Here is a 22445-nt window from a genome sequence, read left to right on the forward strand (position 1 = left end):
ACCGCGCGTTTTATTAGCCTTTTATGCATGGTTTGAAGATATTTTTTAGCCCACTTTTTCAAGCTCTCTTACAATCAGTTGTAAGCTAAATTTACCTCTAAATTCATTTATATCGAGCTGGTACGCTACTTTAACAAACTGCGCCTCGGTATCTGGCCACGCTTTTACATCAATGCCAAAAGCTATGGCGTCAACTAAACGTGCAGATTGGTGTTTAAGGACTAACTTTAGATGTTTTTCACCCACAATGCGCTGCTGTATCACTTCAAAGGTGTGTTCAAATATCGGCTCAGGAAATTGCTGCCCCCACGGGCCTGATTGCTTTAATAATTGCGCAAAATCCATGCTAAAGCAGTCGTTAGGTAGTTCACCATCAGTAAATACAATGCAGCGTTTACTTTCTTCACTGAGTTGCGCGCTGACCGCACTATCAAACGCACGTTTAAACTCAGTAAATTGCTGCTCGTTAATACTTAATCCTGCCGCCATTGCGTGGCCGCCAAATTTATTAATTAAACCAGGCTGCGCGGTGTTTAATCCCTCAAGTAAGTCGCGCATATGCAAGCCTTCAATTGAGCGACATGAGCCTTTTATTTCACCGTTTTCACCACCGGCAAATATCACCGTTGGGCGGTGGTACTTTTCTTTTAAGCGCCCGGCTAAAATACCAATTACCCCTTGGTGCCAATCGTCTTGGTACAAACAAATAGCATCGGGCACACTGTCTTCTTTAAAGGCGAGCCTATCGAGCACCGCTTGCGCTTCTACTTGCATGCCTTGCTCTATTTCACGTCTGGCAAAGTTTAAACTATCAAGCTCGCCAGCTATGCGCCTTGCTTGATTTATGTCGTTGCTAAGTAAACACGCTATGCCTAGACTCATGTCGTCTAAGCGCCCTGCTGCATTTAAGCGTGGTGCAAGCGAAAAACCAAAGTCACTGGCGCTCAAGCGCGCGGCATTGCGATTAGCCACTTCAATCAGTGCGGTAATGCCTGGGCGAGTTTTTCCACTGCGAATACGTGCCAAGCCTTGATGTACTAACGTACGGTTATTTGCATCCAGTGCCACCACATCGGCCACCGTACCTAGCGCTACAATATCAAGCAAATCAGCAATATTCGGCATAGGATGTTGGTTAAAGTAGCCTTTTTCACGCAGTGCACTTCTCAGGGCAATGAGTAAATAAAATGCCACACCAACACCGGCTATCGACTTAGAGGGAAAATCACAATCGTGGCGGTTAGGGTTAACAATAGCATCGGCGTTAGGCAGTTGTTCACCCTGCAAGTGGTGATCTGTTACCAGCACTTTAATGCCTGCGGCTTTAACAATATCAATGCCTGCGATACACGAAATCCCGTTATCGACGGTGATCACTAAATCGGGCTGCATCGTCACTATTTGCTCAGCCAATGCTGGGCTTAAACCGTACCCTAAACTAAAGCGGTCTGGTACTAAGTAATCTAAGTGGGTAAAGCCAAACATGGCCAGCCCTTGCATTAAGGTGGCGGTGCTGGTTGCGCCATCGGCGTCAAAGTCGCCCACAATAAGTATTTTGCTTTGTGCGTGTAGGGCTTCAATTAACAGTTGGCTGGCTTTGTCTATATCTTTAAAAAGTTTGAAGTCGTGGAGTGTAGCTGCGCTATTGTTTAGCTCATCGGCATGGGAAACATTTCGCGTGGCATAAATTTGCTTAATAACAGGGTGAAGATGGCTCGGCAGATGAGAGTCGTCAACGGGTTCTCGCGCAATGATCATTTTTTTCATGCTAGTTTTTAACTTATGATGTTCATGATATAAGACAAAAAAAGGCCATTAAGGCCTTTTTAAACACATACTCGTGGTATTGCTTAGCCCGCTTTGTTAGCCTCAAGCGCTGCGCTTAATGCCGCAGCAGGCTGATAACCTGGGATCATCGTGCCATCTTCTAAAATAATAGCCGGTGTACCGCTAATACCAAAACTCTGGCCTAACTGATAATGCTCAGCAACAGGTGCGCTACAGCCTTTAACAATTTGGGTATCTGCACCCGATTTAGCTTCAGTTAATGCTTCTTGCTGATCTTTCGCACACCATACATTCATTAAATCAGCGTAACCAGATCCTTGCAGACCGCCGCGTGGAAATGCTAAATACTTAACGGTAATACCCGCATCAAGTAAGTCATCTAGTTCACGGTGTAATTTACGACAGTAACCACAGCTAATATCGGTAAATACAGTAATGCTGTGCTTCTCTTCAGGTGCTTTGTAAACAATCATTGAGTCTTCGTATTCTTTTAACCCTGATTGGCGAACACCATTAAGTGCTTGCTCGGTTAAGTTACTACGGTTGTTTAAATCGATTAGCGTACCTTGCATTAAAAATTGACCGTCAGGACTTGCATACAGCACACCTTTATTGGTGATCAATTCTTTTAAGCCTGCAACGGGGCTTGGATTAATTTGTTTAACGGTCACCCCTAGCGCGGCAAATTTCGTCACGATAGGATCTGTAGCATCCAGAGTGACTGCAACGCTATTAGCAAAAGCGCTCAAACTAGTGCACAACATGGCACCTGCTAACATTAATTTTTTCATAACGGGTTCTCTATCCTAAAAATACTTATCTTATCGTGTCTATATGACCGGCTTAGTGACAAAAAAATTCGCTTAAGCACGAGGGTGATGCTCAGCATGCACCGATTTTAATCGCTCATTCGCTACATGCGTATAAATTTGGGTAGTTGATAGGTCGCTGTGGCCAAGCATCATCTGCACCACACGCAAGTCAGCCCCATGATTTAATAAATGCGTTGCAAATGCATGTCGCAAGGTATGGGGTGATAGCGGCGACTCAACAGATGCCAAAATAGCATAGTGTTTAATCCGATGCCAAAAAGTTTGTCGTGTCATGCCTACCCCTCGTTTAGAGGGAAATACAAAATCGGTGGCGTGTTTTATCATTTGTGCGCGCCCGAGCTTTAAAAACTGCTCGAGCCAATACATAGCTTCTTCACCTAAAGGCACTAGCCGCTCTTTGTTTCCCTTACCTTTTACAAACACCACAGCTTGGCGCAAATTTATTTGCTCCATTCTAAGCCCCACCAGCTCAGTTACCCGCAGGCCTGTTGCATACAGTAACTCCAGCATGGCTTTATCGCGCAGCCCCATTGGCTCTTCAATGTTGGGCGCACTTAATAACGCTTCTACTTCGGCCTCAGATAGCGTTTTTGGTAACGACTGCCCTGCCTTTGGCTGAGCAATATTGACCATAGGTGAGTCGCTAATTATTTTTTCACGCACAAAGTACTGATAAAAACGTTTTAATGCACTAATACTTCGCGCAGTGCTGCGTGGTTTTAGCCCTAAATCAACGCGGTGTGCTAGGTAACTTTCAACATCTAGACTGGTTACCGTCATTAAGCTTTCGCCTTTTAAAAATTGGCAAAACTTATCTAAGTCACTGCGATAAGCGCTCAGTGTGTTTTCACTTACGCCTTGCTCTAAATAGAGGCTATCTAAAAAGGTTTCTAAAAAGTCGCTATTGCTGCTTAGCTCAGTATTTTGTTCAGGTAAATCGTCAGATAGCGTTGTCACGTTGTGATCTCATGTTGGTAATACCACGGGAGAAGGTATCAATTAAAAATACCTTACGGTAAACTTGAGCCTATCATATCAGGCAATTACACAGTGATAAATACGATGCAGATTGGTTTATTTTTTGGTTCTACTACCTGCTATACCGAAATGGCGGCAGAAAAAATACGCGATATTATTGGCGCCGACATTGTCAGCTTACATAATATTAAAGACGAGCCGCTTAAAAACGCTGAGCAATATGACTTTATCATTTTTGGTATTTCTACGTGGGACTTTGGCGAAATTCAAGAAGATTGGGAATCAAAGTGGGACGACATAAAAGACGTTGACCTAAATGGTAAAACTATAGCCTTATTTGGCATGGGCGATCAGCAAGGGTATGGCCAGTGGTTTCAAGACGCATTAGGCATGCTTCACGACGAAATAAATGCCCAAGCCATTACTCAATTAGGCTTTTGGCCGAACGACAGTAATTACGAATTTGAAGCATCAAAAGCACTTACCGAAGACGGTAAACAGTTTGTAGGTTTAGCATTAGACGAAGATAGTCAGTACGAGCTAAGCGACGAGCGTATTGCCACGTGGGTAGAACAAGTGATGACAGAGTACGCTGAAACCCTATAACTCACTATTGCAAAGAGCGCTGCCATGCAGCGCTTTTTAATTCTTAACTATTCTACTTTTAACCAGTATTGGTTACGGTAAAAAAAGCCCACATAACCGCGCACTTCTAGTTTTTCGCCATTTTGCTGCGGTGTTAAACGCACGCTGTAGGTTTTACCATTATTTGGGTCGAGTATTTCACCGTCTTCCCAACTACCGTCACCCGCATAGGTCACATCTTCAATAATGGTCATCCCCAACATAGGCTGATTCTTTTTATCACCATCACACTCGGTGCAAAGTGCATCTTGCTTGGCTTTATTGAGTATTTTTTCAATTTTTCCAGTCAGCACGCCATCTTGCTCAGTAATGCGCACGTACGACTTAGCCTCGTTAGTCTCTTCGTTAATAGTTTTCCAAAGCCCAACCGGTGTGGGGTTAGCAAAAACCTCAGAGGTGTTAAATAAGCTGCCCGCTAAAAGGGCTAGTAATAGTATTTTTTTTGTTTTTTTAGTTAATAAATTCATCAGATTACTTTAAACATGAGTCAATAATGGCGCCATACTAACAATCCTTTATAAAACACTCTACGTAAAAATGCTTTAGGCATACAGCGTGGTATTACATATTTAAATAAAACGCCTTGCACAGTGCAATGTAGTCTTGACTGTAAGCATTACTTAACTCCCTTATGCATAGGGTGCTTTTACTTACTTCGCCATCATCATAACTAAAAGTCATCAAACTGCGGCTAAAGGGCTTATTTGGCATAGCTTGTACTTGGCAGTGACGATTTAAATACAGCCCTTGCTGCTGTGCTAATGTTATAAATAACTGCGCCTCAGTAGTGGGTAAAATAAGATTAAAACGCGAATGTTGATGACTTAGTTGCCTAAACGCACCAAGCAGTTCTGCAAAGCTTAAACCATCGGTATGGCGAGCGGTATTTCGCGCTGCATTATCACCTTTTAAACTGTGATTAAAATAAGGCGGATTAGCTATAACACAATCAAATAAACCTGCAGCCTCAAACTGCTGAATAGGCTGATGGTAAATACTAATATCCGGCCAAGGGCTTTGCTGGCAATTTTGTAAAGCCTGTTGGTAGGCGGCTTCATCAACTTCAACCGCGCTCACCTTTAAATGTGGCGCTCGTTGCTTACACATTAGAGCCAGTAACCCTGTACCTGTTCCTATATCAAGTAACGTATTTGCGTGGCTTAAATCAGCCCATGCGCGCAGTAAAATACCATCGGTAGAGACCTTCATGGCGCACTGGTCGTGCTCAACCTTAAATTGTTTAAATGCAAAACCAGACATTTTTTCACCTTTTCATTCACCAAGCAGGTTTAAGTGCGTATAATTAACGGCAATTGTCCCCTATTTTTGACACTCTATGCAATTTTCTGAATTTGATCTTGATGATAAGCTACTCAATGCTATTAATAAAATGGGCTATGAAACCCCCACTAGCATTCAACAACAAGCCATTCCTGAGGCGTTGCAAGGACGCGATATTTTAGCGTCGGCACCAACAGGTACGGGTAAAACGGCGGCATTTTTAATTCCGGCAATTCAATATTTAATGGATTTCCCACGTCGTGATCCGGGTTTTGCACGGGTATTAATTATGACCCCAACGCGCGAGCTTGCTTATCAAATTCATGAACAATGTGAGTTACTTGCAAAACAAACCCAGTTAAAAATTGGGGTGGTTACCGGCGGTATAAACTACGGTACACACAAAGAAATTTTTGAAAATAATAATGACATTTTAATCGCCACACCTGGGCGTTTAATGGAATATTTAGAAACCGAAAACTTCCATGCAGAAAACGTAGAAATGCTCATTCTTGATGAAGCCGACCGCATGCTCGACATGGGTTTTCGTAAAGAAATGCTGCGCATTTGTGATGAAGCTAAAAACCGTCGTCAGTGCTTTTTATTCTCAGCTACTCTTGAAGGTGACAGCGTAGAATTATTTGCAGAGCGTATTTTAAACGATCCCGCGCTACTTGAAGCCGAATCATCACGCAAAGAAAAAGCTAAAATTCATCAATGGGTTCATTTAGCCGACGACTACCGCCATAAACTAGAGCTATTAGTTAACACCTTAAATGGCCCTGATGTAAGTAAAGCGATTGTGTTTGTAAAAACCCGTGAGCGCCTTGAAACCCTAATTGGTGAGCTTACTAATAACGGCGTAAAAGCTGCGTGGTTACGTGGTGAAATGCCACAAGACAAACGCATGAAAGCCATGGAAAACTTCCACAGTGGCAAAACCCGTATTTTAGTCGCTACCGATGTAGCGGCCCGCGGTATTGATGTAGCTGATATAAGCCACGTAATTAATTTTGATATGCCTCGCACTGCAGATGTATACGTACACCGTATTGGCCGTACAGGTCGCGCGGGTAAAAAAGGTATTGCAATTTCACTCATTGAAGCGCACGACATTGGCATACTTTACAAAGTAGAACGTTACATAGAGCAAAAGCTAAAACGCCGTGTATTTAAAGGATTAGAGCCAAAGCATAAAGAAGCCAAGCCACCGGTTAAAAAGCGTAAAGATCCAGTAAAAATGAAAGCAAAGAAAAAAGCCAAAGCTAAAAAGAAAAAATAGCTTTAGCTTTAACACATTTAATTGAGCCGACGTTTGTCGGCTTTTTTGTGGCTTAAAAACAGTGAGTAAGCTATTCATAGTAATATGTAAAAAATACTTAGCTGAATAACTAATTAATAAAATAGTAAGTTATTTCAAATAGTTAATCTTGGAATGAAACTTGTAACCCTATCGAATATACGAGTATTAAAACGCCGAGTAATGGCGTTGTTTTTTAGTAACACACTAAGGATATAGTTATGAGTCGCATTAAATTTACTATCGGTTTTATTTCGTTTTGTTGTTTATTTTTATTAGTCTCTGCTTTTAAAGTCAGTGCAGCAACGCATTTAGCTGTAGTTAGCAGTGTGGCTACACAACCTAATTTACAACAATCTATTACTCATGAATTGCGCACTAACCCAAATTTAAAGTTAGAAAAACTAAACGTACACGTTAATGACGGTGACGTTGAACTTAAAGGTGAAGCCAATAACGGTTTTGAACGCGCTCTCGCACAAAAGTTTTTAGAAAATATGGATGGGGTTAAAATCATTCATAACAAAATTAGTGTCATTTAATACAACTTTTTCTTAACTTATACACTTAACTTATCCCTCAGCGCTGCTTGTTTCTCCAACACAAGCGGCGCTTTTTTATGGTTTGCACAATATAATTCACTGCAGAGCATATTCCCAAGCCAGTTTAAATACTTAATTAAAAGCCTTTTAGTTTACGCACCAATCGCGACGCTCATTGCAGCTGCTTATACTTTTGAAACCTTTGTTTATAGACACTTATTATAAAGAGCTTACACCAAGCTTGGGCTCTAGTTCGGTTGATTAAATAATCTATTTTGAGATGAGAAACCTTATCGATATAGTTTTATAATTGAGATGCTTTTAAGGCAGTTAGCGCAAGGCTTTAATTACTTCAGATTATCAATTGGGTCTGTTGTTCTTTCAAGGTTGAATTTGCAGTAGTCTGTTTGGTATTTAGCCAAGGGTTCTGCCCAGGGACATTTACTCTTTGTTGGCTACATGGATGGTGGTAAGGAGCGCGAGCTGGACACGGAAGCTTTGCTCGGTTTTTACTTATTATTACATGGATGTAAGCCAGTAGAATAACGCAGGAGCAGTTATCGAGCCCACTAGGCAACAAACCTCGCGTCGCGATTAAATAGCTCTTAGTTTGAACTAATTTTAATCCGCAAAGGTCAACAGACCCTTATATTATTTATTATAAAAAGCGCGTTTTACTTTGTAAAAACGCGCTGATAGTCAGTAACTATTTCCCAATGCTTTTACCTTCGGGGTTTTAAATTATTTACTCACCTTGGCTTGCATCAGTATTATTGTCACCCTCTTTATTTGCTGACTGCTGACTTATTTTATCGCTTATCATGGCATCGAGTTTTTCACCGCCTTTAATACCAAAATCCAACGTACGAATAGGAAACGGAATACTAATATCAGCGGCATCAAGTGCTTGCTTTACAGCCACAACTCCTTTGTGACGCACCGTCATAAAATCAGGCTCACCAGGGTATTTGATCCAAAACCACACCAACAAGTTTATACTGCTATCACCAAAGCCTTCGGCATAAACAGCGGTTTCATTTTTGCGGATCACAAAGTCAAATTGGTTAATTTTGTCGACGATGACCTCACTGGCTTTTTCTATGTCGTCAGCGTAAGAAATACCCACCGGCACTTCTATTCGTCTTACCCCTAAGGTGCTGTAATTACGCAGTACATTTCTAAATAGTATTTTATTAGGTACCAGTATCAATTGCCCGTAAAAGCTCTCTATTAGTGTGTTGCGCAAGTTTATTGAATGTACCGAACCAAACACATTATCGGTTTCTATGACATCACCCGCTTTAAACGGTTTACGAATTCCCATGGCTATACCCGCTATCAGGTTTTCGGTCATATCTTGAAAAGCAAAACCAATGGCAAGACCAACAATACCTGCACCAGCAAGCAGAGAAGTGACGGTACTTTTTAAGCCCATAAAATCAAGGGCAATAAATACCCCCACACTCAGTACAATAACTTTAAATATTGAGGCCATTAAATCGGCAATTTGCGTAGAGTCGAGCGAGCGACGTAAAACATTTTTCATTCCTTTGCCTGCTAAACGGGCAATAAATGAAAATAGAATGGCAATAATTACTGCAACGATAAAGTTTGGGATATGACTTATAACTACATCAAACCAACCGCCGAGCTTTTCTTCTATCAACTTTTCGGCTTCTGTAATTGAGGGAATTGAGAGCATTTATTTTATACCTTAGTTAGGGTTAGTAATCTAAGGTTTGCAAAAATAACGCCAGTATAAAAAAGCCATGCAATGCATGGCTTATTAAATACTTTAAACGATGTGTTAGTTTTGCTCTTCGCGTAAAAATACCGGTTCAAGTTCTTTGGTGGTTGCCTCTGGGCTAAAGTAATAGCCGGCCACAGTAAACTCTTTGAGTTGGCTTAATTGAGTCACTTGATTTTCAATGATGTAGCGTGCCATCATGCCGCGCGCTTTTTTAGCGTAAAAGCTAATCACTTTATATTGGCCGTTTTTACAGTCTTTAAAGTGTGGTGTAATAATGTGTGCGTTAAGCGTTTTTTTATCTACTGCTTTAAAGTATTCGTTAGAGGCTAGATTTACTAAGTATTGTGCATCTTGTGCCGCTAATACGTCGTTAAGTTTATTAGCAATAACACTGCCCCAAAACTCATATAAGTTTTTACCTCGGCTATTTTCAAGTTTTGTACCCATTTCTAAGCGATAAGCCTGCATTAAATCAAGCGGCTTTAATACTCCGTATAATCCCGAAAGTATACGTAAATGGTCTTGAGCGTAATCAAGCTGCTTAGTAGTGAGGGTATTAGCATCTAACCCCCCGTATACATCGCCGTTAAAGGCAAGCACGGCCTGTTTAGCATTATCGGTAGTGAATGGTTGTGCCCACTCACTAAAACGCGCTGCGTTGAGGCCTGCGAGTTTATCGCTAATTTTCATTAAACTGCCAATTTGCGCAGGAGTTAGTTCACGGCATACTTTCATGAGCGCTTCGCTGTGCTCAAGTAATTCAGGTTGAGTGAACTTATCTGTTGCGGGTGGCGTGTCGTAATCAAGATTCTTTGCTGGTGAAATAACAGTGATCATAGTTAGCTATTGACTTGTAAATTATTTAATGTCAATTTCAACATTAAATGAAACGAAAAGCACGTTTTGTTTAAAATTATCCTACCTAAAACTCAACCGTTACCGTTTTTTTATTGATAAGGACATAAGACCTATCAAGCATTGTCACACTGTTGCAGTATAGCTATATTAAGGTAGTTTAGATTTTCTTTTAACTTGCTTGGAATGAGGAAAAGCAAATGACTAGCGCTCTACAAAGGCTTAAACAACATTCTTCTATCGTGGCCGACACGGGCGATATAGAAGCCATAAAAAAACATCAACCTGAAGATGCGACTACCAATCCATCGCTACTTTTAAAAGCGAGCGAGATTGAAGCTTACAAACCTTATCTAGATAAAGCATGGCAGTATGCAAAAGAAACAGAGCAGCAGCCTGCAAAACAGCTAGAGCTGGCTTGTGATTATTTTGCAGTATTACTTGGTAAAGAAATTAGTGAAATTGTACCGGGTTATATTTCTACCGAAGTTGATGCACGTTTATCATTTGATACCCAAGCAACAATTAATAAAGCACACACGCTATTGAGCCTTTACGAAAAAGAAGGCGTAAGCAAAGACAAAATTTTAATTAAAATAGCGTCAACGTGGGAAGGTATTAAAGCGGCTGAGCAATTAGAAAAAGAAGGCACTAAGTGTAACCTTACTTTATTATTCAGCGATGCCCAAGCGCGCGCTTGTGCTGATGCAAACGTATTTTTAATCTCTCCATTTGTTGGCCGTATTTTAGATTGGCACGTGGCAAACGGTATGGAAAAACCAACCGATCCGCTTCAAGATCCAGGTGTGCAATCTGTACGTAGCATTTTTGAGTTTTACAAACGTCACGACTACAAAACCGTAGTTATGGGCGCAAGCTTTCGTAATACCGGTGAAATTATTGCACTTACAGGATGCGATAAGCTAACAATTAGCCCTAATCTTTTAGAAGATTTGGGTAATTTAGAAGGTGCTGAAGAATACTTGCTAGCAAGTGATATTACTAAAGAGCCAAAACCTGAGCCTCTTAGCGAAACACAGTTCCGTTGGTTACATAACCAAGATGCCATGGCGACTGAAAAACTCGCTGAAGGTATTCGCTCATTTGCAGATGCACAGGAACAATTAGAAGCACGCTTTAAAGCGATGTAACTAACCGCTGTTTTAAGAGTTTAAAAACGTCGCTTATTGCGGCGTTTTTTATACCTGCAATTTTATTTTAAATACTCGCCTTGTCCCCATTTAAGTGCTGTTCTCATTGATCTTCATCAAAATACCACCCGTTAGTAACAGTTTCGTCACATTTATATTCTATTTTATTAATAGCTATGGTATAGATACTGCCGAGGTTCAAAAAGTGGTCAATAGGAGATAATCAATGGATAGCCTAAACGAAATAATAGAGATATTAGAAGGTTCTGATACATCGAAAAAAACCTCTCAAAAAAATAAAAAAAGAAAATGGCGCGAAATAGAAGCAATAAAAGATAAGCAACGTTTGCGTAAAGAACTACAGGAGCTTGACTATTTTGCAGATAGTGTTGCTATTGATGAGTTAGAGTTTTAACCAACATAAGCAACTAAAAAGGCTTTCATAAATGAAAGCCTTTTTTTAATTACCCTATACCTGCCAATTAATGGGCTGCGCCCCTTGCGCTATTAACAGTTCATTGGTTTTGGAAAAGTGCTGGCAACCAAAAAAGCCGCGATGCGCTGAAAGCGGCGAAGGATGAGGCCCTGCCAATACATGATGGCGCTGGCGATCAATACTTTTACCTTTTTTTTGTGCATGTGCGCCCCATAAAATAAACACCACACCTTGGCAGTGTTCATTTATATGAGCAATCACATTATCGGTAAATTGCTCCCAACCTAAGTGTTTATGGGAATGGGCTTGCCCTTGCTCTACGGTTAATACAGTATTGAGTAAAAATACACCTTGCTCTGCCCAGCCTTGTAAATAGCCGTGTTCTGGCGTGGTAAAGCCATTAATATCAGTTACTAACTCTTTATAAATGTTTTTAAGCGAAGGCGGGAGCTTTTTAACCTCAGGCAATACTGAAAAACACAAACCATGCGCTTGCCCTTCTCCATGGTAAGGGTCTTGACCTAATATAACCACTTTAATGTCGCTAAGTGGAGTTGCATCAAATGCGCTAAACACCTGTGATTTTGGCGGATATACAGCAGTGCCTTCAGCTCGTTTACTCGCAATATATTCAAGGGTTTGCTGCATATATGTTTGGCTAAGTTCATGGTTTAAAAAAGATGACCAGTTGCTCATAATTGACTCTTAATAAATTCTCTAGATATATCTACTTTGTCACACATCTGCGCTAATCCATCCAACATTCTGGGGGTAAACCGATGTAATAAATCAGCATTGACGCTAATAAACTGCTCATACTTTACCGCAGGAATTTCAGGCCACTGCTGCCAATTAACTGTGGGTATTACCCTTTTTGATTTTTCATCAGGAATAATAATAACTTGTGGCTTAGTAACTATCACGTTTTCGATGCTAATTTGTGGGTAATCTGTGTCGCTGTTTGCAAATACATTGGTTACTTGGCAAGTTTCGATTAACTGATTGATCCATGTCTTTTTTGATACAGTCATCATAGGCTCAGGCCACAACTGATAAAACCCAGTAAGCGTGGTTTTATCTTTCTGTGTAACTTTAATTGCGTTGAGTTTGGCCGTAAATGTCTCGGCTACTTTTTTACTTTGCTCAATATGACCCGTTATTTGACCTAGTTTTAGTATTTCCGAGGCAACCCCTTCAATAGAACTTGGATCACTTAAATATAATTCAATTCCTAAACGCTTTATTTGTGCTAAATCTTCAGCCTGATTACCACTTTTCCACGCAATCACCATGTCAGGTTTTAGCATGAGTAACTTTTCAATAGAAATGCCATTGTAGCCACCAATACGCTCAATTTTAGTCGCCTCTTGCGGGTAATCTGCGTAATCCAGCGTGCCCACTATTAAATCACCCGCCCCAATAGCATATAAATTTTCAACTATGTGTGGTGCTAAAGCCACTATACGAAGCGGCTTGTCAGCTAGGGCTTGAGGTACATTAACAGCAAACAATAACAGCCCAAAAACAATACGCTTTAACATTAGTAATCAAAGCCTTTCAATGCTTTTACGCCCGACTCAAACGCATGTTTTACATTACGTACTTCACTTACCGTATCGGCAAGCTCTATTAAGGTGCGATGCGCAGCACGACCAGTAATAATTACCGATTGCATAGGCGGTCTATTATTTACAGCAACAACCACTTCTTCAAGGTCGATATAACCATAGGTCACCATATAGGTGAGTTCATCGAGTAATACCACATCGATACTGCTGTCGCTTAGCATCCGCTTTGACTCTTGCCATGTTGCTTGCGCTGCCGCGGTATCGGCCTCTTTATTTTGCGTATCCCACGTAAACCCGGTGTTCATAACAGCAAATTCAACCCCAGCACCTTGCAGTAAATTACGCTCACCACACTCCCATGTGCCTTTAATAAACTGACATACCGCAGCTTTTTTGCCGTGCCCAACACAGCGTGCAACCACACCAAAGCCAGAAGTCGATTTGCCTTTACCGTTACCAGTAATAACCTGAAAAATGCCTTTTTCTCGTTGCGCTGCGGCTACTCGCGCATCAACCTGTTCTTTTACTTTTTGTTGGCGCTGTTGGTGCTTGTCGTTAGTTGATTCAGTCATTGTTATGTCCTTGATAAATTTTAATAATTTGTTCAATATTTAAATGCGCTTTACACATATCAGCTAGGCATTCTAATTGGCGTTCACGATGCTCATTTATACTAATCGCACTAATTGCACTTTCTGGTTTCACCCACTTTAACAGCTGCTCTGTGGCTGCAGGGCTATCAAACAAGCCATGTAAATAGGTACCAGCAATGGCATTATCGTCACTCACAAAACCATCGGTTTTAAAGTCATTGGGGTGTTTATTAAAGCGAATGAGTGGCTTGTAGAGCGCCTTTCCTTGACTAATACCTGCATGTATTTCGTAGCCATCACATGCAACCTGTTGCTCATTTAAATTAAGCACTGCGCTCACTCGGCTTAACACTTTTTGCTCACCCAATAGCGTATCAAAATCGCTAAGCGCTAAACCCGTCACTTGCCCCAACGATGACTCCACCCCATTTGGATCACTGATAGTGTTACCCAGCATTTGCATACCACCGCAAATACCCAATACTTTGCCACCATAACGTAGATGGCGCTTAATTTGCTGATCCCAGCCTTCATTTTTTAAAAACGCGAGATCGCTGAGTACATTTTTACTGCCAGGTACAATAATTAAATCAACAGCAGGAATTGCTTGTGTATGGCGCACGTAGGTTATATTTATATTCGGGTGTAATCGCAGAGCATCAAAATCGGTATGGTTACTAATATGTGGCAATAACAGTACAGCAATATTTATACTGGCATCGGTCACATTATTATCTATGGCCACAGCATCTTCTGCATCAAGTGCTAAATCGTGCAAGTAAGGTAATACCCCTAATACAGGTTTACCGGTGTACTCCTCGAGCCAATCTAGCCCACCTTGTAATAAACTAATATCACCACGAAAACGGTTAATCACAAAGCCTTTTACTCGTGCTTGCTCAGACTCGCTTAATAACGCCAAAGTCCCGACTAAGTGCGCAAATACTCCTCCTTTATCAATATCGGCAATAATAATAACAGGGCAATCCACTTGCTCGGCGTACCCCATATTTGCAATATCGTTTGCGCGTAAATTAATTTCGGCTGGGCTGCCAGCCCCTTCTACCAGTAATAAATCAAAGCGTTTAGCTAAACGCTTATGCGAGGTTAATACCGCATCCATAGCCACTTTTTTGTAGTCATGGTAAGCATCGGCTTCCATATTGCTGATAGCTCTACCATGAATAATAACTTGTGCGCCGGTATCACTATTGGGTTTGAGTAATATAGGGTTAAAGTCGATTTCAGGTTCAACTTTTGCGGCTATGGCTTGTAATGCTTGGGCTCTGCCAATTTCGCCACCATCGTGCGTTACGGCGCTATTAAGTGCCATATTTTGTGGTTTAAACGGTGCAACATTAACCCCTTGGTTAGCAAACACTCTGCAAAGTGCTGCCACTAAGGTGCTTTTACCCGCATCGGAGGTGGTACCTTGTACCATTAATGTTTTCATTATTTACCCACCAGCTGGCGCTTACGAAAATACAAGATACTTAAAAAGAATAGACTACCAATAGCCGCCGTGATCACCCCTATTGGCAGCTCTTGGTTAGCGAGTAATGAACGTGCCAGTACATCGACCCATACCATAAATATGCCCCCGACTAATCCGGTCATTAATAATCCAACGCTGCTGCCTTGAGAGATAAAAAAGCGCACTATGTGCGGCACCATTAAGCCAACAAAGCCAATTCCGCCACACATAGCAACCAATACGGCTGTGATCAATGAGCTTAAAATAAGCATTAAAATTCGAAAGCGATGCACCCGTACACCAAGCGTTGTTGCGCTTTCATCACCTAACAACATGGCATTAAGTTGGCGTCTAAAACCTAACATAATGACTGTACATGTAATGATGACCAAGGCAGGTAATAACAGTGACGGCCATTGCGCCCTAGCAAAACTTCCCAAAGTCCAAAATAAAATAGCCGCGACGGCCTGTGGATCGCTCCAATAAAGTAACAAACTGGTAAAGGCGCTAAATAAAAATGATAAGGCCACCCCAGCCAATAACATCGACTCAACTTGGGCGTTGCGTTGACTGCCAGCAATTAAAATTAATAACCCCATTGCTACTAAACTGCCAATTAAGGCTGCTGCTGATAGCGCAATGCCTGCGCCTATTCCAACAAAAGCCATTAATACTACGACTCCTAATGATGCTCCCGACGAAATACCAAACAAATAAGGGTCAGCCAATGGATTACGAGTAACTGTTTGTAATATCAATCCAGCAATCGCTAAACCGCTGCCGGCCAAAAAAGCCAATAACGTACGTGGCATTCTTAATTCAATAATAATGCGGCTGGTAAATGAGGCCTCGCTTGAAAAAGTTAAGCTATGGTATACATCTGCGAGCGAGGTAGGGGCAGCACCAAAGCTCAATGCCACAAATAAACTAAATACAGCGCATAGCAGTGCAATAATTAACGCCACACCATGGTTAGACATAATCGCCATGTTATTGGTATCCATAATAATAGGTAATATGGGGAATAGACTCGCCATTGGACGCTGTTTGAGGGTGAGTATTAACTTGCGCGCAAACACCAAAAACCTCATCAAGCATTTGCTCGGTGATCACCCCATTAGGCTTTCCCGCGCTAGCGATTTCTCCGTTTTTAATAACCACTAACTCATCGCACATGGCTGCCGCTAAATTTAAATCATGAAATGAAGCAAACACAGTAATGCCCAAAGATTTAGCCAGCTCCATTAATTGAATTTGATATTTAACATCAAGGTGGCTTGTGGGTTCATCCATAATGAGTAGCTGTGGTTGCTGCACAATCGCTCTGGCAATAAGCGCTCGTTGCTTTTCACCGCCAGATAGTGAGTCAAATGACTGATTGCTATGAGATTCAAGCCCAACACGACTAATAGCCTGCGCTATTTTTTGTTTATCTGCTTGGGTGGTCGAGCTGAATAGCGTTTTATGTGGGGTAAGCCCTAGAGCTACAACATCGAATAACGAGAGATTAAATTGCGACGGTGTTTCTTGTAGCACTACCGCAACTTGCTTAGCATAGTCTTCGCTTTTTAGCTGCCAAATATCGGTATCGTTAAATTTAACGTCGCCCGCTGATGGCTTATTAAATCGATATAAGCACCGCAGTAAACTCGACTTTCCTGCCCCATTAGGGCCAATTAAACCAATAAATTTACCACGCTCAATGCTCACATTAATGTGCTTAAGAATTAATGTATTGTCCACTCGCCAAGAAACGTTGTTAACGGTTAAAAGCGGTAAGTTTAAAGAGGTGTGAGTGTGCAAAAAATTATCCTAGGCAGGGAAACACCCACACTCAGTACTAATACGTACCAAAAAGAAAATGAGTTAACCCGCTCGTTATATGAAGTTTTAAGGCATTTGTATCTGACTTACAGTAAAACTGATCACAGTTACGGGAATAGTTGAGGAGTTACACCTCATTCCAAATGCTTGGCTATTATGCGCAGATAAGTAAATAATTTAAAGCAAAAAAAAACCGCACTCAACTGAGTGCGGTTAAAAGGGAGTGTTTTAACTAAGGTTTAGTTAAAACTTATATTCCATACCTAAACCTAGGTAATCTTGGTCAACGTTGTTGTCCATATCAAAGCTTGAGTAAAAACCAAATACTTTAAGGTTTTTGTTTAGCTTATGGTCAACACCTACCGATACCGCGCTTTTATCATCGCTGTCATCAAAATCCATTGTTTGGTATTGCACTTTGAAAGTGTTGCTACCCATAAGATAAGCTGCATTCACTAAGTAACCGTCAGCCTCAGCGCTGCCATCTACTTTTTCTTGTGTTTGGTACATTGCGCCAAGTCTAAAATCTTCAATTTTACCTTGAACTGTTGCACGCACTACATCGTAACCATTGACTTCGCTATCAGCAGCAATGGCAGCATATACTGCGCTCTTTTTAAGGCCTGCATCACCGTAAGTTAACGCCACTGAGTAGCCATTTTTGGCATCTACGTCGTCTTCTGCAATAAATGACGCTAATACTTTAAAACCTTCATATGAGTTTGAAGCATAAGATACTGAGTTACCTAAACGATTTTCACCTTTAAAGGTATTTTTTATATCACCTTCAAGATCGTTGAAAAGATCTAGTTTCCCCTGCGCTTGCTTAAGCGCGGTATCATTTCGGCCTATCACAACCTGACCAAATCCGCCTTTAAAGCCCACATATTGATTACGCGCTGAAATATTGTCGTCATCACCTTTAGAATCGGCATCAGACACATCGACCTGAAATTCAAACTTATAAACCGCTTCTAAACCATCTGAAATTTTTTCAGACCCTTTAAGTCCGAAACGAGATGCATTACTTTTAATTTCAGTAAACGATCCTTCACCATCGTCAGATGATTGAACGGTTACATTTGCTTTACCGTAAATATCTACCTCTGCAAGTGCATTAAAAGATAAACCACTAAGTAGGGCTAAGCATAAGCTCGATTTTGCAAATTTCATGTTATTTCCTCGATAATCACAATAGACTAATTTTTAAAACAGCAGCAGTGTGTCACCACTAAATGACAAAAATATTACAAAGGACACATTTTTGTCTTTTTAAGTTAATAAAACTGCATTAAATCTGAAATCAAAATAACATGTAAAATAAACTGCCTACCGACTACTTACTTTGTTTCAATAAACTCGGTGTCATTTGCGACAACAAATTAACCAAGGTTTCTATTAACTCTTTCTGTTCGTTATCTCTATGATAGGCAACAAATACATCTCTTGAGGTATTTTCTACCCCTTTTACATGAAAAAGTTCGCCTTTTTCTAAATGATCTTTAACTAATACCTGTGGAATAAACGCACTACCGCCACATTGCAGTATTAAATCAAGCGCTATACGCCCTGTACTGGTTCTAAAATAAGGCGGTGTTTTACCGGTAAACTGACGCGCATGCCAAAGAGAAAACGTGGTTCCCCAATCAACATACACATATTGATTATCAAAAAAGTTATCACTGGTTGCCGTATCGTAACCACTCACCGGAATAATAGGCAGTTCACAAATACGTTCAACCACAAGTTCATCAACTTTAGGGGGATCAAATAAAATAGCTAAATCAAGCGTGCGCTCCAACAATAAGCGAGTGCTTTCTTGTTGCGCTTTCACTTCTGCCACCAGCGATACACCAGGCATCGCCGATACAATATTTGTAATACCAAACTGTAAAAATGCATCCCAAATATTAGGCGTACCTGCTAGGCTAATTTGCTTATGCATATTATCTGCAAGTGCAACATCCACTTTGGCTCTTTGCATGCCGGTAATAATCATTTGCGCATGCGGTAACAAGCGCTCACCTGGGGCGGTGAGTTGAATGTTATTACGCTGACGAATAAATAAATTTACGCCTAAGCCCTGCTCTAATTGGCGAATTCTAAAACTCACCGCAGACTGCGTTATATATAGGTTTTCTGCTGCTTTACCAAAATGGCGAGTTCGCACCACTTCAACAAATGTTTTTAATAAATCTATGTCCAATTTTTTATCCTCACGATAAAAATTTTTTGTTTAAAAAAATAGCGATTATGTCCCATACTCCAGCTAATAATTGGTATGAGGGTACAGCTATGAGCAATGATATTTCACTACTTCGTCAAGCATTCGTAAGTCAACGTCAATTTTATGATGACCAAAACTTTCCACGCGGATTTAGCCGCAGCGGACACTTTACCCTGTTAGAGGCAAGTATTTTAGAACAGCACGGTGTTGTTTTAAAAAGCCTGTATAACAAAACAGTTGAGCCACAAAACGAACATCAGCAACAGTTTGTAAATGCTGTCAGTGGCATAATAGAGCCAAGTAACCCAATTGAGCGAGCATGGGTTAAATATTTAAAGCTAACAACCTGCAAAACAAAATTCCATACATTATTTGGACGCTCAAAAATTTCAGGGCCAACACCAATAAGCCAAGATTATTATTCTGAGGCAGACAATATATAAGTCACTACAATAGTTGCTTTTTGGCGTTTTAGCAGTTACAACTTGTATAAGCAAACACTTTTGCAAAATTTAAACAAGGCTGTTACTTGACGCACAGAATACTTATTGTTGAAGACACTCCTACTATTGCGCGAGTGCAAAAGCATATCGCGCAAAAAGTCGGCTACGAGGTTGATATTGCTCAATCCTTGGCTGAGACTAAAGAGCTTATAAGTAAGCACCATTACTTTTGCGCAGTGGTCGACTTTATATTACCTGACGCGCCACAAGGTGAAGCGGTTCCATGCACCATTGCAGCAGATATTCCTACCATAGTGATGACAGGCAATATCGATAAGCATACACGTGATACAGTTGAAAAATACCCCATTATTGATTACATCATCAAAAGCAATAAACAAGCCTACGAGTATTTAGAGAAGCAGCTTTACCGCCTACCTCGCAATAAGCATATAAAAGTATTGGTTGTTGATGACTCTGCGTCAACACGCCAATACATATGTAGTTTATTAACACGTCACAAATATCAAATATTACAAGCAGCCGATGGCCTAGAGGCGCTTAAAGAGCTTGAAAGCACCCCCGATATTTCTGTGATTATTACCGACAAAGAAATGCCTAATATGGGCGGTATTGAGCTGTGTAATGAAATTAGACGCATTTATAGTAATAACGAAAAAGCCATTATTGGTATTTCAGGCGCTACTTCGTCTAATTTATCTGCCTTATTTTTAAAAAATGGAGCAAATGACTATTTATACAAACCATTTAACAGTGAAGAATTTTACTGCCGGTTAAGCCAAAACGTCGATATGCTAGAGCATATCGAAACTATAAAACGACAAGCCAATACAGATTACTTAACTAAACTCCCTAATCGTCGTTACTTTTTTGAAGAGGCTAACAAGTCATTAAAGCAGTTTAAAAAAGCAAAAGCACCAGCCATGTTAGCTATGCTTGATATTGACCATTTTAAAGCTATTAACGATACCTATGGCCATGATGCCGGAGATGAAGTGCTTAAAGGGCTCGCTGTATGCTTTAATAAATATTTTGAAAACCAATTGGTTGCCCGTTTAGGCGGAGAAGAATTTGCGGTATTTTTTACTGAACTGACCGAGCAAGAAGCGCTAAAACGACTAGACAGTTTTCGATTATTTATTGAGCTTAATAGCCATGAGTTTAGCCAAGCACAAATCAAGTTTACGCTGTCGATAGGCTTCAGCCACAGTGAAACCTATCAAATTGACGAACTATTAAAACAAGCCGACTTAAAGCTCTACAAAGCTAAAGAGTCGGGTCGTAATAAAGTGGTTTAGTTTAACTAAACCACACCTGAGGCTACAATGGCTGCTTTTCTGCGTTTACGCGACTGATGGTATGAATCCCAACTAAAAATAGCCAGTGCACTCCAAATACACGCAAAGGTAATTACACGCTCAGCATCAAACACTTCACCATAAAACACCACTGCTAAAATAAACATTAAGCTAGGCCCTATGTACTGAAAAAACCCAAGCGTAGTGTATTGCAATCGCTTAGCCGCGCCGGTAAAACACAGCAATGGCAGTGTAGTCACTATACCTGCACTTACTAATAGCACATTAGTTAGCCAATCATTCGCTGGTAAATTAGACGTTTCAGTCGGCACCATTAACCACCAATAGGTCAGTGCCACCGGTAATAATATTAATGCCTCAATTAAAATCCCAGGCAGGGCATCAACCTGTAGTTTTTTACGTAATAGGCCATATAACGCAAAAGAAGTCGCTAACGAAAATGCCACAACCGGAAATGAACCAAAACTAATTAACTGTAATAAAACACCTGTAAAAGCCAAGGCAACAGCAGCTCCTTGCAACTTACGTAACCGCTCGTTTAAAAACACCATACCAAGTAATACATTTAACAAAGGATTGATATAGTAGCCTAAGCTGGCATCTAGCATGTGGTTGTTATTAATAGCCCATATAAACAACCCCCAGTTAAACCCCAATAAGGTCGAGGTAACAACTAGCATCAGAATTAATTTAGGTTGGATTAAAATGCGTTTAATTTTATCCCAGTAGTTGAGCACACTCACCACCAAAATAAGAAACATCACTGACCAAATAACACGATGCATTAAAATTTCAAATGCTGATACATGTTGGATCATCTTAAAATAAATGGGTGCTAGGCCCCACATAAAAAAGGCGAGGCAGGCAAAAATGGCGCCCTTTCGCTGCTCGGTATCAATCGACATAGTAACCACTTGATGATTTAAAAGGCCGTAAGTTTAACCCCCTCTCACTTTTTAGCCAACTAAATACGTGCCCGTTCCAAACGCTATTTGTACCGACTGTTCGTTATGTAACTCCATTCGGCACACACACACTTTATTTCCTGAACGAATAAGTGTGGCGCTGGCAATAAATACCTCCCCTTTACCTGGGCGTAAATAATCAGTACGTAAATCTATGGTGCCCAGTGTTGCTAACTTTTTATGCACACTCGGTAAGTCGGCATCGTCTAGTTTTCCTATTACACTTGCTGCAGCAAGCATTCCGCCTACATTGTCGAGCACCGCAGAAATCACTCCACCGTGAAGAATCTTTTGCGCCGGATTACCAATTAATACGTCTTGCCAAGGAAATGATATTTTAGCTTGTTCAGTACTAAGTGACTCTACTGCTATTTTTAAAAACTGGTTAAAGGGCATGTTATTAACAAACAGCGCCCCTACTTGATCGATCAACATTTCTTTATTCATTGTTA

Annotated in this window: 24 protein-coding genes and 1 riboswitch; of the genes, 7 read left to right on the forward strand and 17 right to left on the reverse strand. The window is 40.7% G+C overall.

Features of this window, described 5'->3' with window-relative positions; genetic code table 11:
- Nucleotides 1-45: 45 nt before the first annotated feature.
- The 3 genes from recJ to xerD form a co-directional block, all read right to left on the reverse strand.
- Nucleotides 46-1767 (reverse strand): single-stranded-DNA-specific exonuclease RecJ, encoded by a 1722-nt coding sequence (gene recJ / locus AAGD16_RS12610; RefSeq protein ID WP_377112164.1) that lies wholly within the window; start codon nt 1765-1767, stop codon nt 46-48.
- 83 nt (nt 1768-1850) lie between these two features.
- Entirely contained in the window at nt 1851-2579 is a 729-nt protein-coding gene (gene dsbC / locus AAGD16_RS12615) for a bifunctional protein-disulfide isomerase/oxidoreductase DsbC (protein ID WP_138687022.1), read from the reverse strand.
- Nucleotides 2580-2651: 72 nt separating this feature from the next.
- Entirely contained in the window at nt 2652-3578 is a 927-nt protein-coding gene (gene xerD, locus AAGD16_RS12620; RefSeq protein WP_008467794.1) for a site-specific tyrosine recombinase XerD, read from the reverse strand.
- Between the two features lie 105 nt (nt 3579-3683).
- On the opposite strand from xerD, the gene fldB reads away from it, so the two are divergent.
- Nucleotides 3684-4205, forward strand: a complete 522-nt coding sequence (gene fldB / locus AAGD16_RS12625; protein WP_008467792.1) for a flavodoxin FldB — start codon at nt 3684-3686, stop codon at nt 4203-4205.
- Nucleotides 4206-4252: 47 nt separating this feature from the next.
- Here the strand turns inward: fldB and AAGD16_RS12630 are convergent, their stop codons facing one another.
- Nucleotides 4253-4711: a DUF2147 domain-containing protein gene (locus AAGD16_RS12630; protein ID WP_016900533.1), complete on the reverse strand. Its 459-nt coding sequence runs from the start codon at nt 4709-4711 to the stop codon at nt 4253-4255.
- Between the two features lie 94 nt (nt 4712-4805).
- Entirely contained in the window at nt 4806-5504 is a 699-nt protein-coding gene (locus AAGD16_RS12635) for a tRNA1(Val) (adenine(37)-N6)-methyltransferase (protein WP_377112170.1), read from the reverse strand.
- A 76-nt stretch (nt 5505-5580) separates the two neighbouring features.
- On the opposite strand from AAGD16_RS12635, the gene srmB reads away from it, so the two are divergent.
- Together srmB and AAGD16_RS12645 are read left to right on the forward strand one after the other, a co-directional pair.
- Complete coding sequence (gene srmB, locus AAGD16_RS12640; RefSeq protein ID WP_013465810.1) at nt 5581-6807, forward strand: ATP-dependent RNA helicase SrmB; 1227 nt, start codon at nt 5581-5583, stop codon at nt 6805-6807.
- A 239-nt stretch (nt 6808-7046) separates the two neighbouring features.
- Entirely contained in the window at nt 7047-7367 is a 321-nt protein-coding gene (locus AAGD16_RS12645; protein ID WP_008110653.1) for a BON domain-containing protein, read from the forward strand.
- A gap of 745 nt (nt 7368-8112) precedes the next feature.
- Here AAGD16_RS12645 and AAGD16_RS12650 read toward each other — a convergent pair.
- Nucleotides 8113-9069 carry a mechanosensitive ion channel family protein gene (locus AAGD16_RS12650; protein ID WP_033102560.1) on the reverse strand — a complete coding sequence of 319 codons (957 nt, stop codon included), beginning with the start codon at nt 9067-9069 and terminating at the stop codon, nt 8113-8115.
- A 105-nt stretch (nt 9070-9174) separates the two neighbouring features.
- On the reverse strand, nt 9175-9954 hold the full coding sequence (yaaA, locus tag AAGD16_RS12655) for a peroxide stress protein YaaA (protein ID WP_028835667.1): 780 nt from the start codon (nt 9952-9954) through the stop codon (nt 9175-9177).
- 218 nt (nt 9955-10172) lie between these two features.
- On the opposite strand from yaaA, the gene tal reads away from it, so the two are divergent.
- Together tal and AAGD16_RS12665 are read left to right on the forward strand one after the other, a co-directional pair.
- Nucleotides 10173-11123, forward strand: coding sequence for a transaldolase (gene tal / locus AAGD16_RS12660; RefSeq protein ID WP_076922089.1), 951 nt, complete (start codon nt 10173-10175; stop codon nt 11121-11123).
- 226 nt (nt 11124-11349) lie between these two features.
- Nucleotides 11350-11538 carry a DUF3545 family protein gene (locus tag AAGD16_RS12665; RefSeq protein ID WP_008467780.1) on the forward strand — a complete coding sequence of 63 codons (189 nt, stop codon included), beginning with the start codon at nt 11350-11352 and terminating at the stop codon, nt 11536-11538.
- A 54-nt stretch (nt 11539-11592) separates the two neighbouring features.
- Here the strand turns inward: AAGD16_RS12665 and ung are convergent, their stop codons facing one another.
- The 8 genes from ung to AAGD16_RS12705 form a co-directional block, all read right to left on the reverse strand.
- Nucleotides 11593-12255 (reverse strand): uracil-DNA glycosylase, encoded by a 663-nt coding sequence (gene ung, locus AAGD16_RS12670; RefSeq protein ID WP_096038755.1) that lies wholly within the window; start codon nt 12253-12255, stop codon nt 11593-11595.
- Nucleotides 12252-13100 (reverse strand): cobalamin-binding protein, encoded by an 849-nt coding sequence (locus tag AAGD16_RS12675; RefSeq protein ID WP_096038756.1) that lies wholly within the window; start codon nt 13098-13100, stop codon nt 12252-12254. Before AAGD16_RS12675 ends, ung begins: the two co-directional genes overlap by 4 nt.
- Nucleotides 13100-13699 (reverse strand): cob(I)yrinic acid a,c-diamide adenosyltransferase, encoded by a 600-nt coding sequence (gene cobO, locus AAGD16_RS12680; protein WP_028835663.1) that lies wholly within the window; start codon nt 13697-13699, stop codon nt 13100-13102. Before cobO ends, AAGD16_RS12675 begins: the two co-directional genes overlap by 1 nt.
- Entirely contained in the window at nt 13692-15173 is a 1482-nt protein-coding gene (locus AAGD16_RS12685; RefSeq protein ID WP_138765108.1) for a cobyric acid synthase, read from the reverse strand. Before AAGD16_RS12685 ends, cobO begins: the two co-directional genes overlap by 8 nt.
- A complete protein-coding gene (locus AAGD16_RS12690; protein ID WP_028835661.1) occupies nt 15173-16183 on the reverse strand; it encodes an iron ABC transporter permease in 1011 nt (336 codons plus the stop codon). The genes AAGD16_RS12685 and AAGD16_RS12690 overlap by 1 nt, the downstream gene beginning before the upstream one ends.
- Before the next feature lies 1 nt (nt 16184).
- The gene (locus AAGD16_RS12695) at nt 16185-16997 is read right to left on the reverse strand and encodes an ABC transporter ATP-binding protein (RefSeq protein WP_368485060.1); all 813 of its coding nucleotides are present in this window, start codon (nt 16995-16997) and stop codon (nt 16185-16187) included.
- Nucleotides 16998-17075: 78 nt separating this feature from the next.
- Nucleotides 17076-17200: riboswitch (cobalamin riboswitch) on the reverse strand.
- Between the two features lie 61 nt (nt 17201-17261).
- Nucleotides 17262-18191: a porin gene (locus AAGD16_RS12700; RefSeq protein ID WP_033102554.1), complete on the reverse strand. Its 930-nt coding sequence runs from the start codon at nt 18189-18191 to the stop codon at nt 17262-17264.
- A 163-nt stretch (nt 18192-18354) separates the two neighbouring features.
- Nucleotides 18355-19224: a LysR family transcriptional regulator gene (locus AAGD16_RS12705; RefSeq protein WP_013465823.1), complete on the reverse strand. Its 870-nt coding sequence runs from the start codon at nt 19222-19224 to the stop codon at nt 18355-18357.
- 89 nt (nt 19225-19313) lie between these two features.
- Between AAGD16_RS12705 and AAGD16_RS12710 the strand changes: the two genes are divergently transcribed.
- Both AAGD16_RS12710 and AAGD16_RS12715 read left to right on the forward strand, forming a co-directional pair.
- Nucleotides 19314-19688: a DUF413 domain-containing protein gene (locus AAGD16_RS12710; RefSeq protein ID WP_013465824.1), complete on the forward strand. Its 375-nt coding sequence runs from the start codon at nt 19314-19316 to the stop codon at nt 19686-19688.
- A gap of 86 nt (nt 19689-19774) precedes the next feature.
- Nucleotides 19775-21007: a diguanylate cyclase gene (locus AAGD16_RS12715; RefSeq protein ID WP_377112182.1), complete on the forward strand. Its 1233-nt coding sequence runs from the start codon at nt 19775-19777 to the stop codon at nt 21005-21007.
- 5 nt (nt 21008-21012) lie between these two features.
- Here the strand turns inward: AAGD16_RS12715 and rarD are convergent, their stop codons facing one another.
- Both rarD and AAGD16_RS12725 read right to left on the reverse strand, forming a co-directional pair.
- Nucleotides 21013-21933 carry an EamA family transporter RarD gene (gene rarD / locus AAGD16_RS12720; RefSeq protein ID WP_377112185.1) on the reverse strand — a complete coding sequence of 307 codons (921 nt, stop codon included), beginning with the start codon at nt 21931-21933 and terminating at the stop codon, nt 21013-21015.
- Nucleotides 21934-21984: 51 nt separating this feature from the next.
- Complete coding sequence (locus tag AAGD16_RS12725) at nt 21985-22440, reverse strand: thioesterase family protein (RefSeq protein WP_028835656.1); 456 nt, start codon at nt 22438-22440, stop codon at nt 21985-21987.
- Nucleotides 22441-22445 lie beyond the last annotated feature (5 nt).

Source organism: Pseudoalteromonas sp. M58 (assembly GCF_042604605.1).
Taxonomy (GTDB): Bacteria; Pseudomonadota; Gammaproteobacteria; order Enterobacterales; family Alteromonadaceae; genus Pseudoalteromonas; species Pseudoalteromonas tetraodonis.